Source organism: Pseudomonas sp. R4-39-08 (assembly GCF_003852275.1).
In the GTDB taxonomy this organism is placed as follows: domain Bacteria; phylum Pseudomonadota; class Gammaproteobacteria; order Pseudomonadales; family Pseudomonadaceae; genus Aquipseudomonas.
Window position 1 is genome coordinate 3,063,836 of the sequence record NZ_CP027733.1, and the last position, 21,550, is coordinate 3,085,385.

The window sequence follows — 21,550 nt, forward strand, 5'->3', positions numbered from 1 at the left end:
CTGTTACAGCAAACCGCCGCCGTCGATATCGATCACGGCGCCGGTCATGAAGCCGTTCTCCATGGCCAGCACATACCCTGCCGCCACTTCCTGCGCCTGCCCGACGCGCCCAACCGGCAAGGCCCCACCCGCCTTGGCAAACATCGCCAGACGCTGCTCTTCGCCAAGCCCGGCGTACGCCGGCGTATCGATCACGCCGGGGCTGATCACGTTGACGCGGCGCGGCGCCAGTTCCTTGGCCAGCTGCTTGCCCAGCGCTTCGGTGGCGGCATTGATGCCGACCTTGATGAACTGTCCCGCAACCAATTTGCGCCCCAACTGGCCGGAGGTCAGGCTGATGCTGCCGTGCTCATGCAGAAACGGCAGTGCCTGTTGAATCGCACGCAACGCGCCCCAGAGTTTCACATTGAAGTTGGCCTGGGCTTCGTCCAGGTCGGTGTCGACCAGGGTTTTGGCCTTGACCGAAGGGCCCGAGGTGTAGACCAGATGATCGAAGCGCCCGACGCGTTCGAACAGGCGTTGCAATGACGCGCTGTCGCTGACATCCACCGGCTCGCTGCGCATGCCGTCGTGCTGCGCCGAGGTCAAGCGGCGCCCCGCCACCACTACCTGCGCACCCCGCTCGGCCGCCGCTTTGGCGACGGCTGCACCGATGCCGCTGCTGCCGCCGATCACGATAATGGTTTTGCCGCGAAGAGACGTTGTCATGGGAAATGTCCGGTTGAGGAAGTGAGCGTTCATCTTCCACGCTTGGTAATCGGAGAGAAATCCCGGTAAAACGACAAGATCTTTAAAGGAATTTTACAAATGAGTTCGATCCTGGACCTCGAAGTGTTCGTGCGCACCGCCGATGCGGGCAGCCTGTCTGCTGCGGCACGCGGGCTTGGCCTGACCCCGGCAGCGGCCAGTATCGCCCTCAAGCGCCTGGAGACGCGCCTGGGCCTGCGCTTGTTCGCCCGTTCTACCCGCAGCATGCGGCTGACCGAGGAAGGCCGGCGCTATCTGGACAGCGTACGCGTTGCGCTGGCGGCATTGAGCGAGGGTGAACAGGCGCTCAAGCAGCAAAGCCAGGGCCTGACCGGTTTGCTGCAAGTGGCGGCACCCTCGGATTTCGGGCGCAATGTGGTGCTGGGTTGGCTGGACGCCTTCAAGGCCGAACATCCGAACATCCGCCTGCAATTGATGCTCAACGACAGCAACGCCGATCTGTTTCGCGATACGGTCGACATCGCCCTGCGTTTTGGCGTGCCGCAGGATTCCAGCCTGGTCGCGTTGCCCATTGTCTGCGACCACCATCGCGTCGCCTGCGCCAGCCCCGCCTACCTGGCGCGCCACGGCATGCCGCAGCATCCCGCGCAGCTGTCAGGGCACAGCGCGTTGCGCTACATGCGCCAAGGCCAAGTGAGCAATACCTGGCGCTTTCGCCAGGGCACGCAGGTGGAAGAGGTCGAGGTCAGCGGCGACTTTCTCAGCGACGACGGCGAGGTCGTGCGCCGTTGGGCGCTGGCCGGCCACGGCATCGCCTATAAAGCCCAGCTGGATGTAGTGGGCGACCTTGCCGCCGGCCGGCTGGTGGCATTGTTTGATGGATGGCAAGGCGAACCTGCGCCATTCAACCTGATGTGCCCCCATCGTCTGCAGGTATCGGAACGGGTGAAGGTGCTGCAGCGTTTTTTACAGGAGCGCTGCCAGACGTTGCTGAGCGCGTGAAGAAATACGCACAGGGCTTGTTCCAGAGCGTTGGTGTCTGGTATTGCATGAGCCACGTTTGCCTGCCATGAGGAGCTTTGCATGATTTACCGCACGTTGGGCCAGTCCGGGTTGAAGGTCAGCGCACTGACACTGGGCACTATGATGTTTGGCGAACAGACCAGCACCGAAGACTCGTTGCGCATCATCGATAAGGCCTGGGATCAAGGCATCAACTTTATCGACACCGCCGACGTCTACACCGGCGGGCGCTCCGAGGAGATCGTCGGCGAGGCCATCGCGCGCAACCGCCAGGACTGGGTGGTGGCGTCGAAGGTCGGTTTCGGCCCGGCGGATGGTGTGCCCAACCGCAATGGGCTGAGCCGCAAACGCCTGTTCAACGCGTTGGAGGCCAGCCTGGCGCGCTTGGACATCGATTACCTGGACATCTACTACCTGCACCGCGAGGACCAGGACACGCCGCTGGAAGTCACGGTATCGGCGATCGGCGACCTGATTCGCCAAGGCAAAGTGCGCTACTGGGGGTTATCCAACTACCGTGGCTGGCGTATTGCCGAGGTCATCCGCGTGGCCGAACGCCTGGGCGTTGACAGGCCCATCATCAGTCAGCCGTTGTACAACATCGTCAATCGCCAGGCCGAAGTCGAGCAGATCACCGCCGCGGCCGCCTATGGACTGGGCGTGGTGCCGTACAGCCCATTGGCGCGTGGCGTGCTCAGCGGTAAGTACGCCCCCGACCTGGCGCCTGAACCGGGCAGCCGCGCGGCACGCCAGGACAAACGCATCCTGGAAACCGAATGGCGCGTGGAATCGCTGCGCATCGCCCAGCAGATCCAGCAATACACCCAGGGCCGTGGCGTGGGCATGGTCGAGTTCGCGATCGCCTGGGTGCTGAACAACGCGGCAGTGAGTTCGGCGATTGTCGGCCCGCGCACCGAGGCACAATGGGATGCGTACACCGGGGCATTGGCGGTAGAGATCACGGCGCAGGATGAGGCGTTCGTCGACTCACTGGTGACGCCGGGGCATTCGTCCACGCCGGGCTTCAATGACGTCGGGCATTTCGTGTCGGGCCGAGTGACGCGTTAGTTGCGATGACGCGTTCTCGCTGACCACGAAAACGCGTTCGAACCGCGCATTACACGAAAATTTACGCAAGCCCGCCCCGAAACAGCGCAGCGCTTTGACGCTAAAGGCACCATAATCCTCTGCTGGAATTGGATCTGAATCGGCTTTCGCGAGGACAGCGTGTCTAAAGGTGTTGCGTTATCGGTATTGGCCTCGGTGTTGTTCGCCGTGATGTATTACTTCACGTCCCTGCTCACACCGTTGAGTGGCCTGGAAATTTTCGGCTGGCGCATGTTGCTGACCGTGCCCTGCATGACCGTATTCATGGTAGTCAGCGGCGAATGGCGGCGGGTGTGGGAGTTGCTGCGTCTGCTCGCGGCCAGGCCGCGCTTGATCGGCGGCGTGCTGGTGTCGTCCGCGTTGCTCGGCGTGCAGTTATGGCTGTTCATGTGGGCACCGCTTAATGGCCGCAGCCTGGATGTGTCGGTGGGGTATTTTCTGTTACCGCTGACCATGGTGTTGACCGGGCGCCTGGTCTACGGCGAACAGTTGTCGCGCTTGCAGCAGATCGCCGTGGTATTTGCCGCATTGGGTGTGCTCAACGAGCTGTACCAGGCCGGCGGTTTTTCCTGGGCGACCCTGGTAGTGATCATCGGTTACCCCGTGTATTTCGTGGTGCGTAAATACCTGACCACCGACCATCTGGGCGGCCTGTGGCTGGACATGGCGTTGATGCTGCCGGTGGCCTGGTGGTTCGTGCAAAGCGGCGAACAAGGCTTTGCGGTACTGGATGCGCAGCCCAAGCTCTACGCGTTGATCCCCATGCTCGGCGTGATCAGTGCTTCGGCGCTGGTGAGCTATATCATCGCCAGCCGTTTGCTGGCCTTCAGCCTGTTCGGCCTGCTCAGTTATGTGGAACCGGTGTTGTTGCTGGCAGTCGCGCTACTGCTGGGTGAAGGCATCAAGGGCGGGCAATGGCTGACTTATATCCCGATCTGGCTGGCGGTGATGGTGCTGGTGTATGAAGGATTCAAGCACTTGGTGCGTCAGCGCAAAGCCTGAATCGCAAACAAAAAGAAGCCCGGCCGAAGCCGGGCTTTCTTTTGCCTGGTTGCTTAGTCAGCGGTCAACACACCGCGACGTACCTGATCACGCTCGATGGACTCGAACAACGCCTTGAAGTTGCCCTCGCCGAAGCCATCGTCGCCCTTACGCTGGATGAATTCGAAGAACACCGGGCCCATCAGGGTTTCCGAGAAGATCTGCAGCAGCAGGCGCTTGTCGCCCTCGATCGAGGAGCCATCGAGCAAAATGCCGCGCGCCTGCAGTTGGTCCACCGGTTCGCCGTGGTTCGGCAGGCGGCCTTCGAGCATCTCGTAGTAGGTGTCCGGCGGCGCGGTCATGAAGCGCATGCCGATCTTCTTCAGCGCGTCCCAGGTCTTGACCAGGTCGTCCGTGAGGAACGCCACATGCTGGATGCCCTCGCCGTTGAACTGCATCAGGAACTCTTCGATCTGGCCGGCGCCCTTGGAGGACTCTTCGTTCAACGGGATGCGGATCATGCCATCCGGCGCGCTCATGGCCTTGGAGGTCAGGCCAGTGTATTCGCCCTTGATATCGAAGTAGCGCGCTTCACGGAAGTTGAACAGCTTCTCGTAGAAGTTGGCCCAGTAAGCCATGCGGCCGCGGTACACGTTGTGGGTCAGGTGATCGATGACCTTCAGGCCGGCGCCCTGCGGGTTGCGGTCTACGCCTTCGAGGTAGACGAAGTCGATGTCATAGATAGAGCTGCCTTCGCCGAAACGGTCGATCAGGTACAGCGGCGCCCCGCCGATACCTTTGATCGCTGGCAGGTTCAATTCCATCGGGCCGGTGTCGATATGAATCGGCTGGGCCCCGAGTTCCAGGGCGCGCTTGTAGGCTTCCTGCGAGTTCTTCACGCGAAACGCCATGCCGCACACCGACGGCCCATGCTCGGCGGCGAAGTACGAGGCAAGGCTGTTGGGCTCATTATTGAGGATCAGGTTGATCTCGCCCTGGCGGTACAGGTGCACGTTCTTGGAACGGTGCGTCGCCACCTTGGTGAAGCCCATGATCTCGAAGATCGGCTCCAGGGTGCCCGGGGTCGGCGAGGCGAATTCAATGAACTCAAAGCCCATCAGGCCCATCGGGTTTTCGTATTGGTCGGTCATGTTCGGTGCCTCATCATGCTTGGGGTAACAGCTAGTTATTTACTAGCTATATGGTTATTTGCGGGCAAGGATGAGGTCAGCGGGTGGCGCACAGGAAAGGCCTCGCACGCTGCGGGCGAGGAAGTCACCAAAGATGAGGGGCGAACCGAGTTGCTTCATGGTGTCATCAGTCTCTGACGGCGAGGCTTGCGTGAGCGCAAGTCCATATTCTTGTATGCGTAAATCGATTCTACACAGCGTAACAGTGTTTGTCCGTACTCTTATCAAATCTCCATTGCCCTGCTGTGCGCAAGGAGTTTATTGCGCAGATAAGGCGTTACGTTTTGCCGAGCACCTTGTGGCAATGCCATCTATCATCGGCATAGTCTCCCCTTTTCTGCATGGCTGCCTCTGTATGCCCCTGACCTCCCAAGGCCCACGAAACCGAGTCGCCCGCTATGTGTTCAGCGCAGTCTGCGGCCTGCTTCCCGTTTTGCTTGGGGTGGTGATTCTTTATTGGCAGGCCGAGCGCACGCTTGAGCAAAGCACCGCTCAAACGGCGCAGGAAGCCGTGCGCCAGTTCGACTTGATGCTCGACAACACTGCCGCCGCCGCCCAAGCGCTGTTACCACTGGCCGGCTTGCCGTGTGATAAGGCCGCGAAGCTGGCACTGCGTGAGCAGGTCACTCGTCGGCCGTTCGTGCGCGCCACCACCCTGTCCTGGCAGCGAAACATTTATTGCAGTTCGTTGTTTGGCAGCGGTTATGAGTCGCCGGTCAACCCGGATGACTACGTTGACGGCAGTTTGTGGTTGATGAACGGCAACCCCGTCACGCCGGATACCGCGCTGCTGGTTTACCGGTTGGTCGACGGTGATCGAGCCGCGTTCGCCTCGATTGACGGCTATCACCTCACCAATGCCCTGCGCCTGATCAGCCGCTATGCCTTCCTGGTGCTGAAAGCAGGCCCCCATTGGCTGGACGCCGAGGGCAAGGTGCATACCAGCACACCGCCGAGGTTTGCCGTGGCCCAGCACTTTTTGGCCTCCAACCGCTATCCGTACAGCGTTGACGTGGGCATGCCCGAGGGCGAGGTGTGGCGTTATATGCAGGCGCGTTACCCGGCGGTGTTCAGTCTGGTGGTGTTTTTTGGGGTGCTGGCCGGCGTCCTGGCCCATTGGCTGCAGAAGCGCTCTTCGGCGCCTACCCACGAGTTGCAACGGGCCCTGGGCGCCAACGAGTTCATTCCCTATTTCCAGCCGGTGGTGCGCGGCGACACTCGCCAATGGGCCGGCTGCGAAGTGCTGATGCGCTGGAAGCATCCTAAAGAGGGGCTGGTGCGGCCGGACCTGTTTATCCCCCTGGCCGAACACTGCGGACTGATCGTGCCCATGACCCGCGCCCTGCTCCGCCAGACCGCCGCGCAATTGGCGCCGCATGCCGAGCACTTCAGCCCGGGTTTCCATATCGGCGTGAACATCACCGCACGCCATTGCCACGATCTGGATCTGGTGGATGATTGCCGGGAGTTCCTCGCGGCCTTTCCGCCCGGCCAGGTCACCCTGGTCCTGGAATTGACCGAGCGCGAGCTGATCGAACCCACCGACATCACGCGCCGCCTGTTCGACGCTCTGCACCAGTTGGGCGTGATGATCGCAATCGACGACTTCGGCACCGGGCATTCAAGCCTGGGTTACTTGCGCAACTTCAATGTGGATTACTTGAAGATCGATCAAAGCTTCGTCGCCATGATCGGAGCGGATGCGCTCTCCCGGCATATTCTCGACAGCATCATAGAACTGTCCGCCAAGCTGGACCTGGGTATAGTGGCCGAGGGTGTGGAAACAGCGCAGCAGTGTGATTACCTTGTTGCAAAAGGCGTGGACTTTTTGCAAGGTTACCTGTTCGGCCGCCCGGTACCTTGCGATGAATTCATTAAGGCGTTGACCCGCCATTGAATAGCCATCGACTTTAGATGAAACAATCTTATTTAGACAAAGACATGATTTACTCGAAGTGAATTAACCACTACAATTTTTCGTGCCGGCGATACACTCACGCAGGTGTTTTCGTTGAGTTAGCTTAATCCTCTTGGCTTAAGGCTTTCTTCGCAGTAGCTATCAGCTAACTACACTATTGGAGTACAGATTTTGTCCAGACTAGCCGAATTTCGCGCAGCAGAAAAAGCCCTTCAAGAGCAGCTCGCCCAGCTGGAATCGCTGAAGAACGACGCCGGGCTGAAGAAAGAAATCGAATTCGAAGAAAAACTTACAAAGCTGATGAGCAGTTATGACAAGAGCCTGCGCGATGTGATCGCCATCCTTGATCCAAACCCGGGCAAATCGACTGCAGCAGCCGTTCGTGCGCCGAAACAGCGCCGCGCACGTGTGGTCAAGGTTTACCAGAACCCGCATACCGGCGAGCTGATCGAGACCAAAGGCGGCAACCATCGCGGCCTTAAAGCCTGGAAAGAAGAGCACGGCGCAGCCACTGTAGACTCTTGGCTTCGCGGTTGATTAACATGCACTAACAGAAAGCCCCGCTTACGCGGGGCTTTTCGTTTATAGGTTCACAAACGAAACTAACTTAAGTTCACATTCGTTCGCCTGGAACCATTCAAAGTTTGAGGCTATCACGCACCGAACTGACCTCATCTTTGTTGGCCTCGTACGCTTGCGCCTGGCCCGCATATGAAAATACGTAGGCTTTATCGGCATCCACTGCCCCCACTAGTGTTTGCGACAGCACATGTCGACCGTTCTCGGTAATCACACAGGTAGTTTCCAGCGCCTCAAGACGGCTCAATGTAGCGGGGTGCATTTTGGTGCACACGCTTTGATAACCGCCCTGGGCAAAATCTTTCTGGATGGATTTACGCATTTCCAGCAAAACGCCTTGAAGATTGACGTTATGCCCAACCTCGATCGGCGTACCGGTCAACTCCATCACCATCAAGGTCTTGCCATTTTCATCATTTTTGATCGCGCGCTGTCGCGACACGGCCTGGGTCCCCCCGGCTGCGTTGCCGTCGGGCTCAACTTCCTCGACCTGCCAGCCGCTGGGCCAATGAATTTCCGGCTCGGCCGCCAGTACGAACGGGCTGCCCAACACTAAGCACAACGTAGCCAATAACGGTTTACGAAACTCGATCATTGCCAAAAGCATCCAAGGTTCCAGCACCAAAGTTTGCGGCCCGAGCCCCGCCCCTCGCAAGGGCCGCGTGAGCTTTTTCATTTGGCGCGTTCGGCAGGCCTTGCGTATCATGGCTCGGCTGCACGGATGCTTGCCGCAAGCCAAGGGACCGCTTTGCCCCATTTTTTCTGGAGGGCCCATGAGCCTGCACGAACTGAACACCTTTCCCGGCGTCACTGCCCAACCGGATACCGCCACCACGAACTTCGTGTTCAACCACACAATGTTGCGGGTCAAGGACATCACCAAGTCGCTGGATTTCTACACCCGCGTCCTGGGGTTTTCCCTGGTTGAAAAACGCGATTTCCCGGAGGCCGAATTCAGCCTGTATTTCCTGGCCCTGGTGGACAAGGCACAGATCCCGGCTGACGCTGCCGAGCGCACCCAGTGGATGAAGTCGATCCCAGGCATTCTGGAACTGACCCACAACCACGGCACCGAAAACGACGCCGACTTCGCCTACCATAACGGCAACACCGACCCGCGTGGCTTTGGCCATATTTGCATCTCGGTGCCGGATATCGTCGCGGCCTGCGAACGCTTCGAAGCCCTGGGCTGCGATTTCCAGAAGCGCCTGAGCGATGGCCGCATGAAAAGCCTGGCCTTCATCAAAGACCCGGACGCCTACTGGGTTGAGATCATTCAGCCAGCACCGCTGTAAAACAAAAACCCCATGATCGCTCATGGGGTTTTTTATTTGCGCGCTGTTTTTACGCCGGCGCGGACGTGCGGATCAGATGGTCGAACGCGCTAAGGGAAGCCTTGGCGCCCTCACCTACCGCGATGACGATCTGCTTATACGGCACGGTCGTCACATCACCGGCGGCGAATACGCCCGGCAATGAGGTCTCGCCACGCGCATCGACGATGATCTCGCCGCGTGGCGTCAGTTCCACGGTGCCTTTGAGCCAGTCGGTGTTAGGCAACAGACCGATCTGCACGAAAATGCCTTCCAGGTCGATGGTCTTGAACTCGCCACTGTCGCGGTCCTTGTAGGCAAGACCGGTGACTTTCTGGCCATCGCCTTTGACTTCACTGGTCAATGCGCTGGTGATCACATCTACGTTCGGCAGGCTGTGCAGCTTGCGTTGCAATACCGCATCGGCGCGCAGCTTGTTGTCGAACTCCAGCAGCGTGACGTGGCTGACAATGCCGGCCAGGTCGATGGCCGCTTCGACGCCGGAGTTACCGCCACCGATCACCGCCACGCGCTTGCCCTTGAACAGCGGGCCATCGCAGTGCGGGCAGAAGCACACGCCCTTGGCCTTGTATTCCTGCTCGCCCGGCACACCCATTTCACGCCAGCGCGCACCGGTGGCCAGGATCACGGTCTTGGACTTGAGCGTCGCGCCGCTTTCGAAGCGAATTTCGTGCAACTCACCGGCATTCTTCGCGGGTACCAGGCTGCTGGCACGCTGCAGGTTCATGATGTCGACGTCGTACTGACGCACGTGGGCTTCCAAGGCACTGGCCAGCTTCGGGCCTTCGGTTTCCTGGACCGAGATAAAGTTCTCGATGGACATGGTGTCCAGCACCTGGCCACCAAAACGCTCGGCGGCCACGCCGGTACGGATGCCTTTGCGTGCAGCGTAGATCGCGGCCGACGAGCCCGCCGGGCCACCGCCGACGACCAGTACATCAAAAGCATCCTTGGCACTGATTTTCTCGGCCGCTTTTTCAATACCGCTGGTGTCGAGCTTGGCGAGGATTTCTTCCAGGCCCATACGGCCCTGGCCGAAGTTCACACCGTTGAGGTAGACACTGGGCACTGCCATGATCTGACGCTCATCGACTTCGGCCTGGAACAGCGCGCCGTCGATGGCCACGTGGCGGATGTTGGGATTAAGCACGGCCATCAGGTTCAGCGCCTGGACCACGTCCGGGCAGTTCTGGCACGACAGCGAGAAGTACGTCTCGAAGCTGAACTCGCCTTTCAGCGCGCGGATCTGTTCGATCACCTCGACACTGGCCTTCGACGGGTGGCTACCGACTTGCAACAGGGCCAACACCAAGGACGTGAATTCATGGCCCATGGGGATGCCGGCGAAACGCAGGCTGATATCGGCACCCGGGCGGTTGATGGAAAACGACGGCTTGCGCGCATCGTTGCCATCGGTGTTCAGGGTAATCAGCGTAGTGAGGCTGGCTACGTCCTGCAAAAGAGCGAGCATTTCCTGGGATTTCGCACCGTCGTCGAGGGAGGCGACGATCTCGATCGGCTGGGTGACCCGCTCCAGGTAAGATTTCAACTGAGCTTTAAGATTGGCGTCCAACATACGGGCGATTTCCTATAATTGCGGGTATAAAAAAACGCCCGAGCGAATCTCGCCCGGGCGTTTTTGAGGGCGGTTGCAGCTTACTGGGTAGGTGCGGATACCCGCCCTTGGGACTTCACAGACTTAGATCTTGCCGACCAGGTCCAGGGACGGAGCCAGGGTGGCCTCGCCTTCTTTCCACTTGGCTGGGCACACTTCGCCTGGGTGGGCAGCGACATACTGAGCGGCCTTGATCTTGCGCAGCAGCTCGGAAGCGTCACGGCCAACACCGCCGTCGTTCAGTTCAACGATCTTGATCTGGCCTTCCGGGTTGATCACGAAGGTACCGCGGTCTGCCAGGCCAGCTTCTTCGATCAGCACGTCGAAGTTGCGGGAGATGGTCAGGGTTGGGTCGCCGATCATGGTGTACTGGATCTTGCCGATGGCTGGCGAGGTGTTGTGCCAGGCAGCGTGGGCAAAGTGGGTGTCGGTGGACACGCTGTAGATTTCCACGCCCAGTTTCTGGAATTCGGCGTAGTTGTCAGCCAGGTCTTCCAGTTCAGTCGGGCAAACGAAGGTGAAGTCGGCTGGGTAGAAGAACACTACGGACCACTTGCCTTTCAGGTCAGCGTCGGTCACATCGACGAAGCTGCCGTTTTTGAAAGCGGTGGCTTTAAACGGTTTTACTTGGCTGTTGATGATAGGCATCGTTGACTCTCCGTCAGGGGCTAAGAAGTTGATGAGGTGAATCCTACCCACTCCGGCCGACGATGGCTCATTGGCAAACCTGATGCTGACGATTGGTTTTTCCTATCAGGCGGCTGTATTAATAGAAGAAATCTCACAGCAGCGGTTGAGTCGCCAGGGTCATGCCGAGAAAGGGCGTCGCTTCAACATAGCGCATGGCCGATTTCATGTCGCTCCAGCCGACGTAACTCATCAATGACTTCAAATCCCAGCCGCTGCGATGGGCCCAGGTAGCGAAGCCACGTCGCAGGGAGTGGCTGGTGTACTGCTCGGCGGGGATGCCTGCGCGCTCCAGGGCTTGACGCAATAAGGGGATCACGCTGTTGGGGTGCAGCCCCTCCTCCCCCAGATTGCCCCAGCGATCGATCCCGCGAAACACCGGGCCACGTACCAATGCCGAGGCACTGAGCCATTCGCTATAGGCCTGTACCGGGCACAAGCGCAACAGCGCGGGGGTGTGGTAGGTCTTGCCGAGGTTATCGCGGTCACTTTTGCTGCGCGGCAAGTACAGGCTGATGCCGGCCCCAGGCACTGCCTGGACATGCTCGATGCTCAAGCGACACAACTCATCGCTGCGAAAGCCGCGCCAGAACCCCAACAGGATCAGCGCCGTGTCGCGCTTGGCGCGCAGTAATCCGGGCTGATCCTGGTTTTCAGCGGATTGCCTGGCCTCATTTTCAAGCGATGCAACCACCTGCTCCAGATGCGTGAGCTGCAATGGCTGCGCTTGCCGCTCCTGCGCCGGGTGCACGGCGCGGATGCCCTTGAGCACCTTGCGCACCACTGGCGCTTTGGTCGGGTCGGCAAACCCCTGGCTGGTATGCCATTGCGCCAAAGCCGAGAGCCGCAACTTCAAGGTGTTCACGGCCAGCACGCCCGCATGCGCCACCAGATAGCGCGCCACGCTGTCGCTGGTGGCCGGCAGGAACCCACCCCAACTGACTTCGAAATGCTCGATGGCCGCGCGGTAGCTACGGCGGGTGTTATCGCGGGTAGCGGCATTGAGGTAACGGTCGAGATCACTCATGGCAGGGCCCATTCGTACTGCGAACGCCTGGATCGACGCTGGAGACGCTAATGACACGGGATAATACGCCAATATCCCATCTGTTAAATAATGAATTTAAAGAGTTTTTCAGTCGTGATACAGTATGTATATACATGTCATGTACCACAGTACGAAATCGACGGAGACCCCATGGCACGCGGCGGCATAAACAAAGCAGTAGTTCAAACGGCACGCCTGGCAATCCTCGCCCGCGGTGAAAACCCCAGCATCGATGCTGTACGCATCGAGATGGGCAATACCGGCTCGAAAACCACGATCCATCGCTATTTAAAGGAGCTGGACGAAAGCGAAACCCGGCAAACCATCACCGAAGCGCCTATCGACGATGAGCTGGGTGAATTGGTCGCACGGCTCGCACAGCGTCTGAAAGAGAAAGCCCAGGAGCCCATCGACCTCGCCTTGGCGCAGTTCGAGCAGCAGAAAAGCGCCCTCCTCACTCAGCTTGAAGCGCTGCAGGAGGCGCATCACCAGTTGCAACAGCAGTTTGATATCCAGGCCGCCGCCCTCGCCGAGGAAAGCGCCGCCCTGCACACCGCCAGCACCAGCCTGCAAACCGAGCAAACGCGTAACGCCGGGCTAAGCCAGGCATGCAGCGATTACGAACTGAGGATCAACGACAAGGACGAGCAGATTCGCTCCCTGGAAGACAAGCACCTCCACGCCCGCGATGCGCTTGAGCACTACCGCAATGCCGTCAAGGAGCAGCGTGAGCAGGAGCAGCGTCGCCATGAAGGCCAGTTGCAGCAGATACAGGCCGAACTGCGCCAGGCCCAGCAGAGTGCCCTGGTACGTCAGGATGAAATCACCCAGTTGCATCGAGACAACGAGCGCTTGTTGATCGAGCATCGGGTGACTGCCAAGGAGCTGAGCGCACTGCAGGAGCAGGTGCGCAAAGACCAGGCGTTGCGGCTCGAATTGAACGAGAGGATTAGCCAGGTCGACAGCGAGCGCACGCTGCTTCAAGAGCGCCTGCGGGTTGCGCTGCTGGAAAGTCAGTCACGAAAGGACGCGCTGACTGAACATCAACAGGCCAACAAGGCGCTGGAACTGGACCTGATCAAGGCCCAGGCCAGCATTGAAGCGTTGCGCCTGGCCGCCGTCGTTGCAACGACGCCAGAGGCAACGCCCGAGCCCTGATCAGCCTGCCACAGGCGTGCGCATGGTGACGAACTCTTCCGCCGCCGTCGGATGCACGCCAATGGTCTCGTCGAAATGCTGTTTGGTCGCGCCGGCCTTGAGCGCGATCGCCAGGCCCTGGACGATTTCGCCGGCGTCGGGCCCCACCATGTGGCAGCCCAGCACTTTGTCGGTGTCGGCGTCGACCACCAGCTTCATCAGGGTCTTTTCCTGACAGTCCGTCAGGGTCAGCTTCATGGGCCGGAAACGGCTTTCGAAGATCTGCACCTTGTGGCCGTTCTTCTTCGCCTCCTCTTCCGTGAGGCCCACCGTACCGATATTCGGCAGGCTGAACACGGCCGTCGGGATCATTGCGTAATCCACCGCGCGGTATTGCTCGGGCTTGAACAGGCGACGCGCCACCGCCATGCCTTCGGCCAGGGCGACCGGGGTCAACTGCACGCGGCCGATCACATCACCGATGGCCAGGATCGACGGCTCGGCGGTCTGATACAGATCGTCCACACTGACAAAGCCACGCTCATCGAGTGTGACACCGGTGTTCTCCAGGCCCAGGTTGTCCAGCATCGGCCGGCGGCCGGTGGCGTAGAACACGCAATCGGCTTCAAGCACGCGACCGTCTTTCAAGGTGGCCTTGAGACTGCCATCGGCTTGCTTGTCGATGCGCTCGATATCGGCATTGAATTGCAGGTCCAGACCGCGCTTGGTCAGCTCTTCCTGCAAATGCTTGCGCACCGCGCCATCGAACCCGCGCAGGAACAGGTCGCCGCGGTACAACAACGAGGTCCGTGCGCCCAGACCATGGAAAATGCCTGCGAACTCAACGGCGATATAACCACCACCCACCACCAGTACGCGCTTTGGCAGCTCTTTAAGAAAGAACGCCTCGTTGGAGCCAATGGCATGCTCGCGCCCTGGTATCTCGGGGATCTGCGGCCAGCCGCCCGTGGCGATCAGGATATGCTTGGCGGTGAAGCGCTCGCCGTTGATTTCCACCTGATGGGGATCAACCAGGCGCGCATGCCCTTCGTGCAGGGTTACACCGCTGTTGACCAGCAAATTGCGGTAGATGCCGTTGAGACGGTTGATCTCGCGATCTTTGTTGGCGATCAGGGTCGCCCAGTCAAAGTTCGCTTCACCCAACGACCAGCCAAAACCGCTGGCCTGTTCGAAGTCTTCGGCAAAGTGTGCGCCGTACACCAACAACTTCTTTGGCACACAACCCACATTCACACAGGTACCGCCCAGGTAGCGGCTTTCCGCCACGGCCACCTTGGCGCCGAAGCCGGCGGCAAAGCGCGCCGCGCGAACACCGCCGGAACCGGCGCCAATTACATACAGGTCAAAATCGTAGGCCATTTCATTCTCCTCGGCAGGCCATCAGCATACCGACTTACATGGGGCTGAAAAACGAAAAAGCCACCCGGAGGTGGCTTTCACTTGAAACAGAGGGGCAAGGCTAAATCAGTAAGCCTTGCCGGTCTTGTAGAAGTGCTCGTAGCAGAAGTTGGTGGCTTCGATGTAGCCTTCAGCGCCGCCGCAGTCGAAACGCTGGCCTTTGAACTTGTAGGCAATCACGCAACCGTCTTTGGCTTGCTTGAGCAGGGCGTCAGTGATCTGGATCTCGCCGCCTTTGCCTGGCTCGGTTTCTTCGATCAGCTTGAAGATGTCCGGGGTCAGGATGTAACGGCCGATGATCGCCAGGTTCGACGGTGCATCTTCCGGCGCAGGTTTTTCGACCATGTCACGCACGCGGATCAGGCCATCACCAATGTCGTCACCGGCGATCACGCCGTACTTGTTGGTTTCTGTCGGGTTGACTTCCATCACCGCGACGATGGTGCAGCGGTATTTCTGGTAGAGCTTGACCATTTGGGTCAGCACACCGTCGCCTTCCAGGTTCACGCACAGGTCATCGGCCAGTACCACGGCGAACGGTTCATCACCGATCAGCGGGCGACCGGTGAGGATGGCGTGGCCGAGGCCTTTCATCTGGGTCTGACGGGTGTAGGAGAACGAGCATTCGTCGAGCAGCTTGCGGATACCGACCAGGTATTTTTCCTTGTCGGTGCCCTTGATCTGGTTTTCCAGCTCATAGCTGATGTCGAAGTGGTCTTCCAGCGCGCGCTTGCCACGGCCGGTCACGATGGAGATTTCATTCAAGCCGGCATCCAGTGCCTCTTCGACGCCGTACTGAATCAGTGGCTTGTTCACCACCGGCAGCATCTCTTTGGGCATGGCTTTGGTCGCTGGCAGGAAGCGAGTGCCGTAACCGGCTGCTGGGAACAAGCATTTCTTGATCATATGAGTCCTTACAGAGGGCTGTGCGTACGGAATTCGGCGCAGTCTAATCAGGCCGCAGTCACCTTACAATGGGTCCTGCTGGCGCCGCGATGTCATCATAGAGAAAATATGTCGGCGTAAGTTCCGCTGATCTTTCAACAGGCAGACGGACCGGCGCCTGGGTGTTGATGTTTCCAGAGGCTGCACCCTTTGTAGCACGCTTTTCGGCACCGGGCACCGGGCTTGAATTACTTGGGCAAACCCCGCGTATTTGCGGCTATCATTGCACCCTTGAATCAGCTTACGAGATTGCTAATTAGATGTCAGAACCAAAAGGCGTAAACGGCTACCTGATCACCCAACGTGCGGACGGCTGGCACCTGATCAACTTCCATGGCGACAGCGTCGCAGGCGTTTTCGAGACCGAAAGCATGGCGATTGCGGTTGCCGAAGTGTTCGTCGATGAAGCAGGTCATGCGTCGAGCAAGCGGCCAAAAGGCAAATAAGCCGCGCTGCCTTGCATCAAAAGCCCTGCCAAGCGGGGCTTTTTTGTGTTTGGCTGTACCTAGATGGCAGTTCGCTATAATCTTCCGCCAACGCCCCACAATAGTGTCAGCGCTCCCCTCAACACCTTCGAAGACGATTCTCTATGAACAAAATCCTGGCACTCACTGCGGTATTGGCGCTGGCCGGCTGCACCACCACGTCGGACACTTATCTGAAAAATGGTGAACAAGGCTTGACCATCGACTGCTCGGGCGAAGCCAACTCATGGGCCAGTTGCTATGAGAAAGCTGACGCCTCGTGCGCAGGCACCGGCTACCGTATCGTCGGCACGGACGGCACCCCGTCACTCAAGGAAAGCGAACAGACCCTGGGCAAGGACGTGGGCAATTTCAAAAGTCGCAGCGTAGTGGTGGTGTGCAAGTAAGCCGTAGCGCTACAGGTGAACCTCGGCGAACTTGATCCCCAGGCTGCGCAAGATGTCGATCAAGTCATCCAGGCGCGGAAATGACTCGACCTCATCCTGATCGTCCACCAGGAAGTAACTGCGGCCGTCATTCTTCTTGAAAAAGACGATCCACTCGCCCAGGTCGGCGGGGTTCTGGATGACGTGGGTCGCCGTGATCTGACCTTCAGCATGGCGGGCTTTGACGTGTTCTCGCTTCATAATGGGCGTTCCAGGCAGGCATGCCGCTCAGACCCAGGGTTTGAGCGGCATTTTTGTAGGCGGTAACCGACAGTTTACCGGATGCCTTGCCCGATCAACACGCCGTCTACCGTCTGGCCATAGAGATTGACGCCATCATTGGCGTGAAACTTGATGCGAGTCTTCTCTATCGATCCCTCGACCAGCCTCGGATCCTGGGGGCGCTCGTGGCTGTTGATGTACGCCGCGACATCCCATGCCTGCTGATCGCTCAAGCTGCCGATCTTGCCCAGCGGCATGTTGTGCTTGATGAAGGACGCTGCCGTGTTGATCCGGTGCATGCCGGCGCCCCAATTGTAGGAATCCTTACCCCATAACGGCGGCATGACATAACCCTCGCCCACCTTCTGCCCCTGCCCTTCAGCGCCATGGCACACCGCGCATTGCCCGTTGTACACCTGCGCGCCCTGGGCCAGGTCGTAGCCTTTAGCCGGTTGCGCCACCTCGGGATAGCCGCGCCCGGGTAATTCAACCCCCAAGGGCGCTTTGCTGGAGAGCCAGTAGGCATACACCGACAGCGCTGTGATTTCGGGACTGTCCGCCGCCGGCGGAGTACCGCCGTTCATGCTGAACTGGAAGCAGCCCTGCAAGCGTTCGGCAAAGGTATTGACCTTGTCATTCTTCTTGCGATAAGCCGGGTACATCGGGTACGCACCCCACAATGGCGCCGAGTTGGCCATGCGGCCTTGATCCAGATGGCAGTTGCTGCAGTTGAGCCCGTTGCCTACAAACTGTGGTGCCAGGCGCTTGGTGTCGACGAACAAACCATACCCCTGCCTGACCAGCTTGCCGTAGGCATTGTCCGGCAGTTCGCTTTCCTGAGGGGGTAGAAAGGCAGGGGCATTGGGGTGCGCAGCGGCCTGCAATTGAGATTGGTCTTCCATGGCGATCGGCGTGGCATGGGCGGGCACTGCCATCAACATCCCCATCAACATGAGCGCCTTCATGGCTTGGCCTCCAGCGGTAATGAGGCGAAGTACTGGGCCACGCCCTGCACCTCATCCGGGGTCAGGGATTTAGCGATGTGCCCCATCAAATCATTGGGATCGTCGCGCCGTGTACCGTTCTGCCAGGCGCTCAATTGCGCGGCCAGGTACGCCGCCGGCTGGCCGGCCAACGGCGGGAATGCGTCCCCCACACCGACACCGGAAGGGCCGTGACAACTGACGCACGCGGGAATCTGCCGCTCCCACGCTCCTTGCAGGGCCAGTTTCTGTATCGGGTTGGCAGGCATTTCGCTGCGGGGCATCCTGGCGGTCAAAGGGGCTGGCATCGCGGCCACAGCCTCGCTTAGCGCGGCGATTTCGGCGTCAGTGAGCGCCTTTGCCAACGGCTGCATCACCGGATTACTTCGCGCCCCACTGGCAAAGTCCGACAATTGCCTGCGCACGTATTGTGCGGGCAATCCCGCCAACCTGGGGAAACCTGCCGCCGCAAGCCCCAACCCATCGGCGCCATGACACGCCACACAGGGCATCGCGCCGGGCTGCGAACCGCCCTCGGTATAAATTGTGTTGCCGTCGAGCCCGTAGGCATTACCCAACAGCAGCCATAACGCGCTTCCCACCAGTGCTCGTTCCAGAGACATCATCACAGCTCCATCTTTATGGTTATAAGCTTAGGCATAAACTTCATAACCATACAGATGGTATGGGAATTGATCCGGAGTCACAACACCCTGAAACAGCCAAAAAAAAGCCCCACCCTGTAGGAGCGAAGGTGCTCGTGCCTACAGGGTGGGGCTTTTATCGGGTTCAGTGCGTGGGGATACGCCTTGGCTTAACCGGAAATGCAATCTTCCCCGGCTTTCTTCACATCGCCCGGCCGAATCGGCACGTTGGACATGCTTTCGTAGAGTTTAATGCTGCTGCCGCTGGAGCGGTCTTCGATTTCGAAGATCGCCGATGGATCGGCCGAGAACTTCTGCGGCACGATCACTTGAAAACCATCTTTATGGGGCTCGATCTGCGGTGGACGACGTGTCGCCTCCAATTTGCGCACTACACACGCAGCATATTCCTGCGGCTTTTTCCCGGAAATCACCACCAACGTAGGTGGGGTCTGCTTGATATCTGCAACCGAAGCACAGCCACCTATCGCCAAGGCCAGCACCAACACACTCCACTTCATACTAAAAACCTCCGATAAAGACCCTACGACAGCGGGCGCAGGAGATTTCTCCCGCCGATGTAGGATTTATCTCTGAAAACTCGGTAAATAACTGTTTTAAATTGTCGAAGTCGTCGACGACGACCCGATAATAAACGCGCTGGGGCTGATAAACTCCATCTTATCCTACGTATCGTTCTGATTTTTCAGAAAAAGCCCTTCTGGAGACACCCCATGAAATTTATCCATCAGCGTGAGCACCTCAACGAGGGAGACATTGTCGTCATCGAATGCTCGCAGACCTGTAATATTCGTCTCATGAGCGACGCGAATTTTCGCAGCTTCAAGAACGGCGGCCGCCATACCTACCACGGTGGGGCATTCGACACATTCCCGGCAAAAATCACTGCGCCCAGCACCGGTTTCTGGAACATTACCCTTGATGTGGTGACGCGCCGCGCCATCAGCGTTACCCGCAAGCCCGCGTTATCCCACAAGATTCGCATCGTTCGTCGCACCGGCACCAAGCTGAGCTGACCCGAACACCGCAAGGAAAAAAGCTGTGACCACCACGACCAAATACGTCATCAAGTACAAGCTCAACGGCGAACGTCGCTTCGAATTTGCCCAATTGACCAGCAATAGCGTTGGGGAAGCCAAACAAGCCCTGGCGAAAATCCACGAGGCAAGCGACGAAATTACTGACATAAACGTGAGCAAGGCGCTGTAAGCCATGCCGGGCCCTACTGCTGACCTGTTCGCCGATGACGCCTTGCAACAACCCGCAAGGCGCGAACAGATTGGCGAAGCGTCTTACGTTCTGGGGGGCTACGCCCTGCCCTGGATTGAGCGTTTACTGCCTGAGCTGCGGCGTGTCCTGGCCCAATCGCCGTTTCGGCAAATGGTCACGCCCGGCGGCTTTACCATGTCGGCCGCGCTGAGCAGTTGCGGCGAGCTGGGCTGGACCACCGACACGTCCGGCTATCGCTACAGCCCGCTCGATCCGCGTAGCCAGCAACCTTGGCCGGCGATGCCCGACGCATTGCGCGAACTGGCGATATCGGCGGCAAACGCGGCGGGCTTCGCCGATTTCTCACCGGATGCCTGCCTGATCAACCGTTATGTGCCCGGCGCAAAAATGTCCCTGCACCAGGACAAGAACGAGCGGCGCTACGATGCACCGGTGGTCTCGGTGTCCCTCGGTCTGCCAGCGATTTTTCTGTTCGGTGGTCACCAGCGCAGCGACAAGGCGCAAAAGATTTCGCTGTTCCACGGTGATGTGGTGGTCTGGGGCGGCGTGGATCGCCTGCGCTACCACGGGGTGATGCCGGTCCGAGAAGGCGTGCACCCGATCATGGGGTCGCAACGCATCAACCTGACCTTTCGCACCGCCGGCTGATTTGACCGCAAGCTTCGCCCGTTAACCCGCTGCACAACGCACCGCCCCCGTCCAGTGAATAAAACAGACTGGCCGGGCGCCAGGGGGCCTGCTAAAACAGCGCAACGCCTTACTGAAGCTGGAGACGCACCCCATGAGCACCTGGCCAGACACGCGCATTATCGATCTGCTGGGCATCGAGTTGCCCATCATCCAGGCCCCGATGGCGGGAGCGACCACTACCGCCATGGTGATCGCCGCCTGTCAGGCCGGTGCGCTGGGGTCCATGCCTGCGGCGGCACTGAGCATCGAGCAACTGCGCGAAGCATTGACCGTCATTCGCCAGGCCGGCACCCGCCCTCTCAATGTCAACTTTTTCTGCCATCAGGCGCCTGAGGCGGACGAAGCGCGCGACCAACGCTGGAAAGCGTTGCTGGAACCCTACTACCGCGAACTGGGCGCCGATTTTGATGCGCCGACTCCGGTATCCAATCGTGCGCCCTTCAACGAAGCGGCATGTGAAGTGATTGAAACCTTCCGCCCTGAAGTCGTCAGTTTTCATTTTGGTCTGCCGGAAAAATCCTTGCTGGCCCGGGTAAAAGCCACCGGCGCCAAGGTGTTGTCATCGGCTACAACGATGGAGGAAGCGGTCTGGCTGGAAGAAAACGGTTGTGACGCAGTGATTGCAATGGGCATTGAAGCCGGTGGGCACCGTGGGATGTTTCTCAGCGACGACCTCAACAGCCAGATCGGCTTGATGGCGCTGCTGCCGCAAATCGTCGACGCCGTCAGCGTGCCGGTGATCGCGGCCGGTGGTATCGCCGACTCGCGCGGGATAGTCGCGGCCTTTGCCTTGGGCGCCTCGGCGGTGCAGGTCGGCACGGCGTATCTGTTCACCCCGGAAGCCAGCGTCAGCGCTGCCCATCACCATGCGTTGCGACACGCCCAGGCCAGCGAAACAGCCCTCACCAATCTGTTCACCGGGCGTCCGGCGCGGGGCATTGTCAATCGGGTGATGCGTGAGCTGGGTGCGATCAACCCCGCTGCGCCGGCGTTTCCACGGGCCGGTGGCGCGTTGATGCCGCTCAAGGCCAAGGACGAAGCCGGCTTCAGCAACCTGTGGGCAGGCCAGGCCTTGCGTCTGGGTAATGAGCGCTCCACCTATGACCTGACCCGCCATCTGGCAGAGCACACCTTGGCCAAACTGCAATAGCAACCTTGG

General features: G+C 59.4%; 25 protein-coding genes. 13 read left to right on the forward strand and 12 right to left on the reverse strand.

The genetic code is table 11. The annotated features are described in order from the left end of the window. Nucleotides 1–3 precede the first annotated feature (3 nt). The gene (locus C4J88_RS13935; protein WP_124407265.1) at nt 4–708 is read right to left on the reverse strand and encodes an SDR family oxidoreductase; all 705 of its coding nucleotides are present in this window, start codon (nt 706–708) and stop codon (nt 4–6) included. A 99-nt stretch (nt 709–807) separates the two neighbouring features. On the opposite strand from C4J88_RS13935, the gene C4J88_RS13940 reads away from it, so the two are divergent. The 3 genes from C4J88_RS13940 to rarD all read left to right on the forward strand — a co-directional run bounded on the left by C4J88_RS13940 (nt 808) and on the right by rarD (nt 3,840). Then, nucleotides 808–1,710, forward strand: coding sequence for a LysR family transcriptional regulator (locus tag C4J88_RS13940; RefSeq protein WP_124407266.1), 903 nt, complete (start codon nt 808–810; stop codon nt 1,708–1,710). A gap of 81 nt (nt 1,711–1,791) precedes the next feature. After that, nucleotides 1,792–2,799: an aldo/keto reductase gene (locus C4J88_RS13945; protein ID WP_124367129.1), complete on the forward strand. Its 1,008-nt coding sequence runs from the start codon at nt 1,792–1,794 to the stop codon at nt 2,797–2,799. Nucleotides 2,800–2,958: 159 nt separating this feature from the next. Continuing rightward, nucleotides 2,959–3,840: an EamA family transporter RarD gene (gene rarD / locus C4J88_RS13950; protein ID WP_124362960.1), complete on the forward strand. Its 882-nt coding sequence runs from the start codon at nt 2,959–2,961 to the stop codon at nt 3,838–3,840. A 53-nt stretch (nt 3,841–3,893) separates the two neighbouring features. Here the strand turns inward: rarD and hppD are convergent, their stop codons facing one another. Further along, nucleotides 3,894–4,970, reverse strand: coding sequence for a 4-hydroxyphenylpyruvate dioxygenase (gene hppD, locus C4J88_RS13955; protein ID WP_124367131.1), 1,077 nt, complete (start codon nt 4,968–4,970; stop codon nt 3,894–3,896). A gap of 394 nt (nt 4,971–5,364) precedes the next feature. Here hppD and C4J88_RS13960 point away from each other — a divergent pair, with 394 nt between their 5' ends. Both C4J88_RS13960 and C4J88_RS13965 read left to right on the forward strand, forming a co-directional pair. Beyond that, nucleotides 5,365–6,906, forward strand: coding sequence for an EAL domain-containing protein (locus C4J88_RS13960; RefSeq protein ID WP_124407267.1), 1,542 nt, complete (start codon nt 5,365–5,367; stop codon nt 6,904–6,906). 192 nt (nt 6,907–7,098) lie between these two features. Then, a complete protein-coding gene (locus tag C4J88_RS13965) occupies nt 7,099–7,464 on the forward strand; it encodes a histone-like nucleoid-structuring protein, MvaT/MvaU family (RefSeq protein WP_124367133.1) in 366 nt (121 codons plus the stop codon). Between the two features lie 100 nt (nt 7,465–7,564). Here the strand turns inward: C4J88_RS13965 and C4J88_RS13970 are convergent, their stop codons facing one another. Next, the gene (locus C4J88_RS13970) at nt 7,565–8,101 is read right to left on the reverse strand and encodes a DUF4946 domain-containing protein (protein WP_124408621.1); all 537 of its coding nucleotides are present in this window, start codon (nt 8,099–8,101) and stop codon (nt 7,565–7,567) included. Nucleotides 8,102–8,279: 178 nt separating this feature from the next. On the opposite strand from C4J88_RS13970, the gene gloA reads away from it, so the two are divergent. Then, the gene (gene gloA, locus C4J88_RS13975) at nt 8,280–8,801 is read left to right on the forward strand and encodes a lactoylglutathione lyase (protein ID WP_124362964.1); all 522 of its coding nucleotides are present in this window, start codon (nt 8,280–8,282) and stop codon (nt 8,799–8,801) included. Nucleotides 8,802–8,850: 49 nt separating this feature from the next. Here the strand turns inward: gloA and ahpF are convergent, their stop codons facing one another. The 3 genes from ahpF to C4J88_RS13990 all read right to left on the reverse strand — a co-directional run bounded on the left by ahpF (nt 8,851) and on the right by C4J88_RS13990 (nt 12,169). Then, on the reverse strand, nt 8,851–10,416 hold the full coding sequence (gene ahpF / locus C4J88_RS13980) for an alkyl hydroperoxide reductase subunit F (protein ID WP_124407268.1): 1,566 nt from the start codon (nt 10,414–10,416) through the stop codon (nt 8,851–8,853). A gap of 123 nt (nt 10,417–10,539) precedes the next feature. Next, nucleotides 10,540–11,103, reverse strand: a complete 564-nt coding sequence (gene ahpC / locus C4J88_RS13985) for an alkyl hydroperoxide reductase subunit C (protein WP_003191303.1) — start codon at nt 11,101–11,103, stop codon at nt 10,540–10,542. A 133-nt stretch (nt 11,104–11,236) separates the two neighbouring features. Beyond that, nucleotides 11,237–12,169, reverse strand: coding sequence for a site-specific integrase (locus C4J88_RS13990; protein ID WP_124367135.1), 933 nt, complete (start codon nt 12,167–12,169; stop codon nt 11,237–11,239). Between the two features lie 171 nt (nt 12,170–12,340). Here C4J88_RS13990 and C4J88_RS13995 point away from each other — a divergent pair, with 171 nt between their 5' ends. Beyond that, nucleotides 12,341–13,348, forward strand: coding sequence for a DNA-binding protein (locus tag C4J88_RS13995; RefSeq protein WP_124407269.1), 1,008 nt, complete (start codon nt 12,341–12,343; stop codon nt 13,346–13,348). On the opposite strand, the gene gorA is transcribed toward C4J88_RS13995, so the two are convergent. Next, nucleotides 13,349–14,707 carry a glutathione-disulfide reductase gene (gorA, locus tag C4J88_RS14000; protein WP_124407270.1) on the reverse strand — a complete coding sequence of 453 codons (1,359 nt, stop codon included), beginning with the start codon at nt 14,705–14,707 and terminating at the stop codon, nt 13,349–13,351. A 105-nt stretch (nt 14,708–14,812) separates the two neighbouring features. Next, a complete protein-coding gene (gene galU / locus C4J88_RS14005; RefSeq protein WP_003173830.1) occupies nt 14,813–15,652 on the reverse strand; it encodes a UTP--glucose-1-phosphate uridylyltransferase GalU in 840 nt (279 codons plus the stop codon). Between the two features lie 299 nt (nt 15,653–15,951). Here galU and C4J88_RS14010 point away from each other — a divergent pair, with 299 nt between their 5' ends. Together C4J88_RS14010 and C4J88_RS14015 are read left to right on the forward strand one after the other, a co-directional pair. Then, the gene (locus C4J88_RS14010; protein WP_003173828.1) at nt 15,952–16,137 is read left to right on the forward strand and encodes a hypothetical protein; all 186 of its coding nucleotides are present in this window, start codon (nt 15,952–15,954) and stop codon (nt 16,135–16,137) included. A gap of 143 nt (nt 16,138–16,280) precedes the next feature. Beyond that, complete coding sequence (locus tag C4J88_RS14015; protein WP_124362970.1) at nt 16,281–16,562, forward strand: hypothetical protein; 282 nt, start codon at nt 16,281–16,283, stop codon at nt 16,560–16,562. A 9-nt stretch (nt 16,563–16,571) separates the two neighbouring features. Here the strand turns inward: C4J88_RS14015 and C4J88_RS14020 are convergent, their stop codons facing one another. The 4 genes from C4J88_RS14020 to C4J88_RS14035 form a co-directional block, all read right to left on the reverse strand. Next, nucleotides 16,572–16,802 (reverse strand): hypothetical protein, encoded by a 231-nt coding sequence (locus C4J88_RS14020; RefSeq protein ID WP_124367139.1) that lies wholly within the window; start codon nt 16,800–16,802, stop codon nt 16,572–16,574. A gap of 74 nt (nt 16,803–16,876) precedes the next feature. After that, nucleotides 16,877–17,788 carry a c-type cytochrome gene (locus tag C4J88_RS14025; protein ID WP_124407271.1) on the reverse strand — a complete coding sequence of 304 codons (912 nt, stop codon included), beginning with the start codon at nt 17,786–17,788 and terminating at the stop codon, nt 16,877–16,879. Beyond that, a complete protein-coding gene (locus tag C4J88_RS14030) occupies nt 17,785–18,432 on the reverse strand; it encodes a c-type cytochrome (RefSeq protein WP_124407272.1) in 648 nt (215 codons plus the stop codon). Before C4J88_RS14030 ends, C4J88_RS14025 begins: the two co-directional genes overlap by 4 nt. A 188-nt stretch (nt 18,433–18,620) precedes the next feature. Next, the gene (locus tag C4J88_RS14035) at nt 18,621–18,971 is read right to left on the reverse strand and encodes a hypothetical protein (RefSeq protein WP_034119649.1); all 351 of its coding nucleotides are present in this window, start codon (nt 18,969–18,971) and stop codon (nt 18,621–18,623) included. A 213-nt stretch (nt 18,972–19,184) separates the two neighbouring features. On the opposite strand from C4J88_RS14035, the gene C4J88_RS14040 reads away from it, so the two are divergent. The 4 genes from C4J88_RS14040 to C4J88_RS14050 all read left to right on the forward strand — a co-directional run bounded on the left by C4J88_RS14040 (nt 19,185) and on the right by C4J88_RS14050 (nt 21,541). Then, nucleotides 19,185–19,487 carry a DUF1883 domain-containing protein gene (locus tag C4J88_RS14040; RefSeq protein ID WP_124362975.1) on the forward strand — a complete coding sequence of 101 codons (303 nt, stop codon included), beginning with the start codon at nt 19,185–19,187 and terminating at the stop codon, nt 19,485–19,487. A 25-nt stretch (nt 19,488–19,512) separates the two neighbouring features. Beyond that, nucleotides 19,513–19,680, forward strand: a complete 168-nt coding sequence (locus C4J88_RS27415; RefSeq protein ID WP_164487660.1) for a hypothetical protein — start codon at nt 19,513–19,515, stop codon at nt 19,678–19,680. Between the two features lie 3 nt (nt 19,681–19,683). Beyond that, nucleotides 19,684–20,349 carry a DNA oxidative demethylase AlkB gene (gene alkB / locus C4J88_RS14045; protein ID WP_124407273.1) on the forward strand — a complete coding sequence of 222 codons (666 nt, stop codon included), beginning with the start codon at nt 19,684–19,686 and terminating at the stop codon, nt 20,347–20,349. 133 nt (nt 20,350–20,482) lie between these two features. Beyond that, nucleotides 20,483–21,541 carry a nitronate monooxygenase family protein gene (locus tag C4J88_RS14050; RefSeq protein WP_124407274.1) on the forward strand — a complete coding sequence of 353 codons (1,059 nt, stop codon included), beginning with the start codon at nt 20,483–20,485 and terminating at the stop codon, nt 21,539–21,541. Nucleotides 21,542–21,550: the final 9 nt, after the last annotated feature.

Excerpts from the sequence above, each read along its gene's own strand:
- C4J88_RS14020 (WP_124367139.1), bottom strand. The coding sequence starts at position 16,802 with ATGAAGCGAGAACACGTCAAAGCCCGCCATGCTGAAGGTCAGATCACG.
- C4J88_RS13945 (WP_124367129.1), top strand. The coding sequence starts at position 1,792 with ATGATTTACCGCACGTTGGGCCAGTCCGGGTTGAAGGTCAGCGCACTG.
- C4J88_RS14030 (WP_124407272.1), bottom strand. The coding sequence starts at position 18,432 with ATGATGTCTCTGGAACGAGCACTGGTGGGAAGCGCGTTATGGCTGCTG.
- C4J88_RS14040 (WP_124362975.1), top strand. The coding sequence starts at position 19,185 with ATGAAATTTATCCATCAGCGTGAGCACCTCAACGAGGGAGACATTGTC.
- C4J88_RS14025 (WP_124407271.1), bottom strand. The coding sequence starts at position 17,788 with ATGAAGGCGCTCATGTTGATGGGGATGTTGATGGCAGTGCCCGCCCAT.
- C4J88_RS13935 (WP_124407265.1), bottom strand. The coding sequence starts at position 708 with ATGACAACGTCTCTTCGCGGCAAAACCATTATCGTGATCGGCGGCAGC.
- C4J88_RS14050 (WP_124407274.1), top strand. The coding sequence starts at position 20,483 with ATGAGCACCTGGCCAGACACGCGCATTATCGATCTGCTGGGCATCGAG.
- ahpF (WP_124407268.1), bottom strand. The coding sequence starts at position 10,416 with ATGTTGGACGCCAATCTTAAAGCTCAGTTGAAATCTTACCTGGAGCGG.
- alkB (WP_124407273.1), top strand. The coding sequence starts at position 19,684 with ATGCCGGGCCCTACTGCTGACCTGTTCGCCGATGACGCCTTGCAACAA.
- gorA (WP_124407270.1), bottom strand. The coding sequence starts at position 14,707 with ATGGCCTACGATTTTGACCTGTATGTAATTGGCGCCGGTTCCGGCGGT.
- C4J88_RS13995 (WP_124407269.1), top strand. The coding sequence starts at position 12,341 with ATGGCACGCGGCGGCATAAACAAAGCAGTAGTTCAAACGGCACGCCTG.
- gloA (WP_124362964.1), top strand. The coding sequence starts at position 8,280 with ATGAGCCTGCACGAACTGAACACCTTTCCCGGCGTCACTGCCCAACCG.
- galU (WP_003173830.1), bottom strand. The coding sequence starts at position 15,652 with ATGATCAAGAAATGCTTGTTCCCAGCAGCCGGTTACGGCACTCGCTTC.
- C4J88_RS13970 (WP_124408621.1), bottom strand. The coding sequence starts at position 8,101 with ATGATCGAGTTTCGTAAACCGTTATTGGCTACGTTGTGCTTAGTGTTG.
- ahpC (WP_003191303.1), bottom strand. The coding sequence starts at position 11,103 with ATGCCTATCATCAACAGCCAAGTAAAACCGTTTAAAGCCACCGCTTTC.
- C4J88_RS14035 (WP_034119649.1), bottom strand. The coding sequence starts at position 18,971 with ATGAAGTGGAGTGTGTTGGTGCTGGCCTTGGCGATAGGTGGCTGTGCT.
- C4J88_RS13960 (WP_124407267.1), top strand. The coding sequence starts at position 5,365 with ATGCCCCTGACCTCCCAAGGCCCACGAAACCGAGTCGCCCGCTATGTG.
- C4J88_RS14010 (WP_003173828.1), top strand. The coding sequence starts at position 15,952 with ATGTCAGAACCAAAAGGCGTAAACGGCTACCTGATCACCCAACGTGCG.
- hppD (WP_124367131.1), bottom strand. The coding sequence starts at position 4,970 with ATGACCGACCAATACGAAAACCCGATGGGCCTGATGGGCTTTGAGTTC.
- C4J88_RS13940 (WP_124407266.1), top strand. The coding sequence starts at position 808 with ATGAGTTCGATCCTGGACCTCGAAGTGTTCGTGCGCACCGCCGATGCG.
- C4J88_RS13990 (WP_124367135.1), bottom strand. The coding sequence starts at position 12,169 with ATGAGTGATCTCGACCGTTACCTCAATGCCGCTACCCGCGATAACACC.
- C4J88_RS14015 (WP_124362970.1), top strand. The coding sequence starts at position 16,281 with ATGAACAAAATCCTGGCACTCACTGCGGTATTGGCGCTGGCCGGCTGC.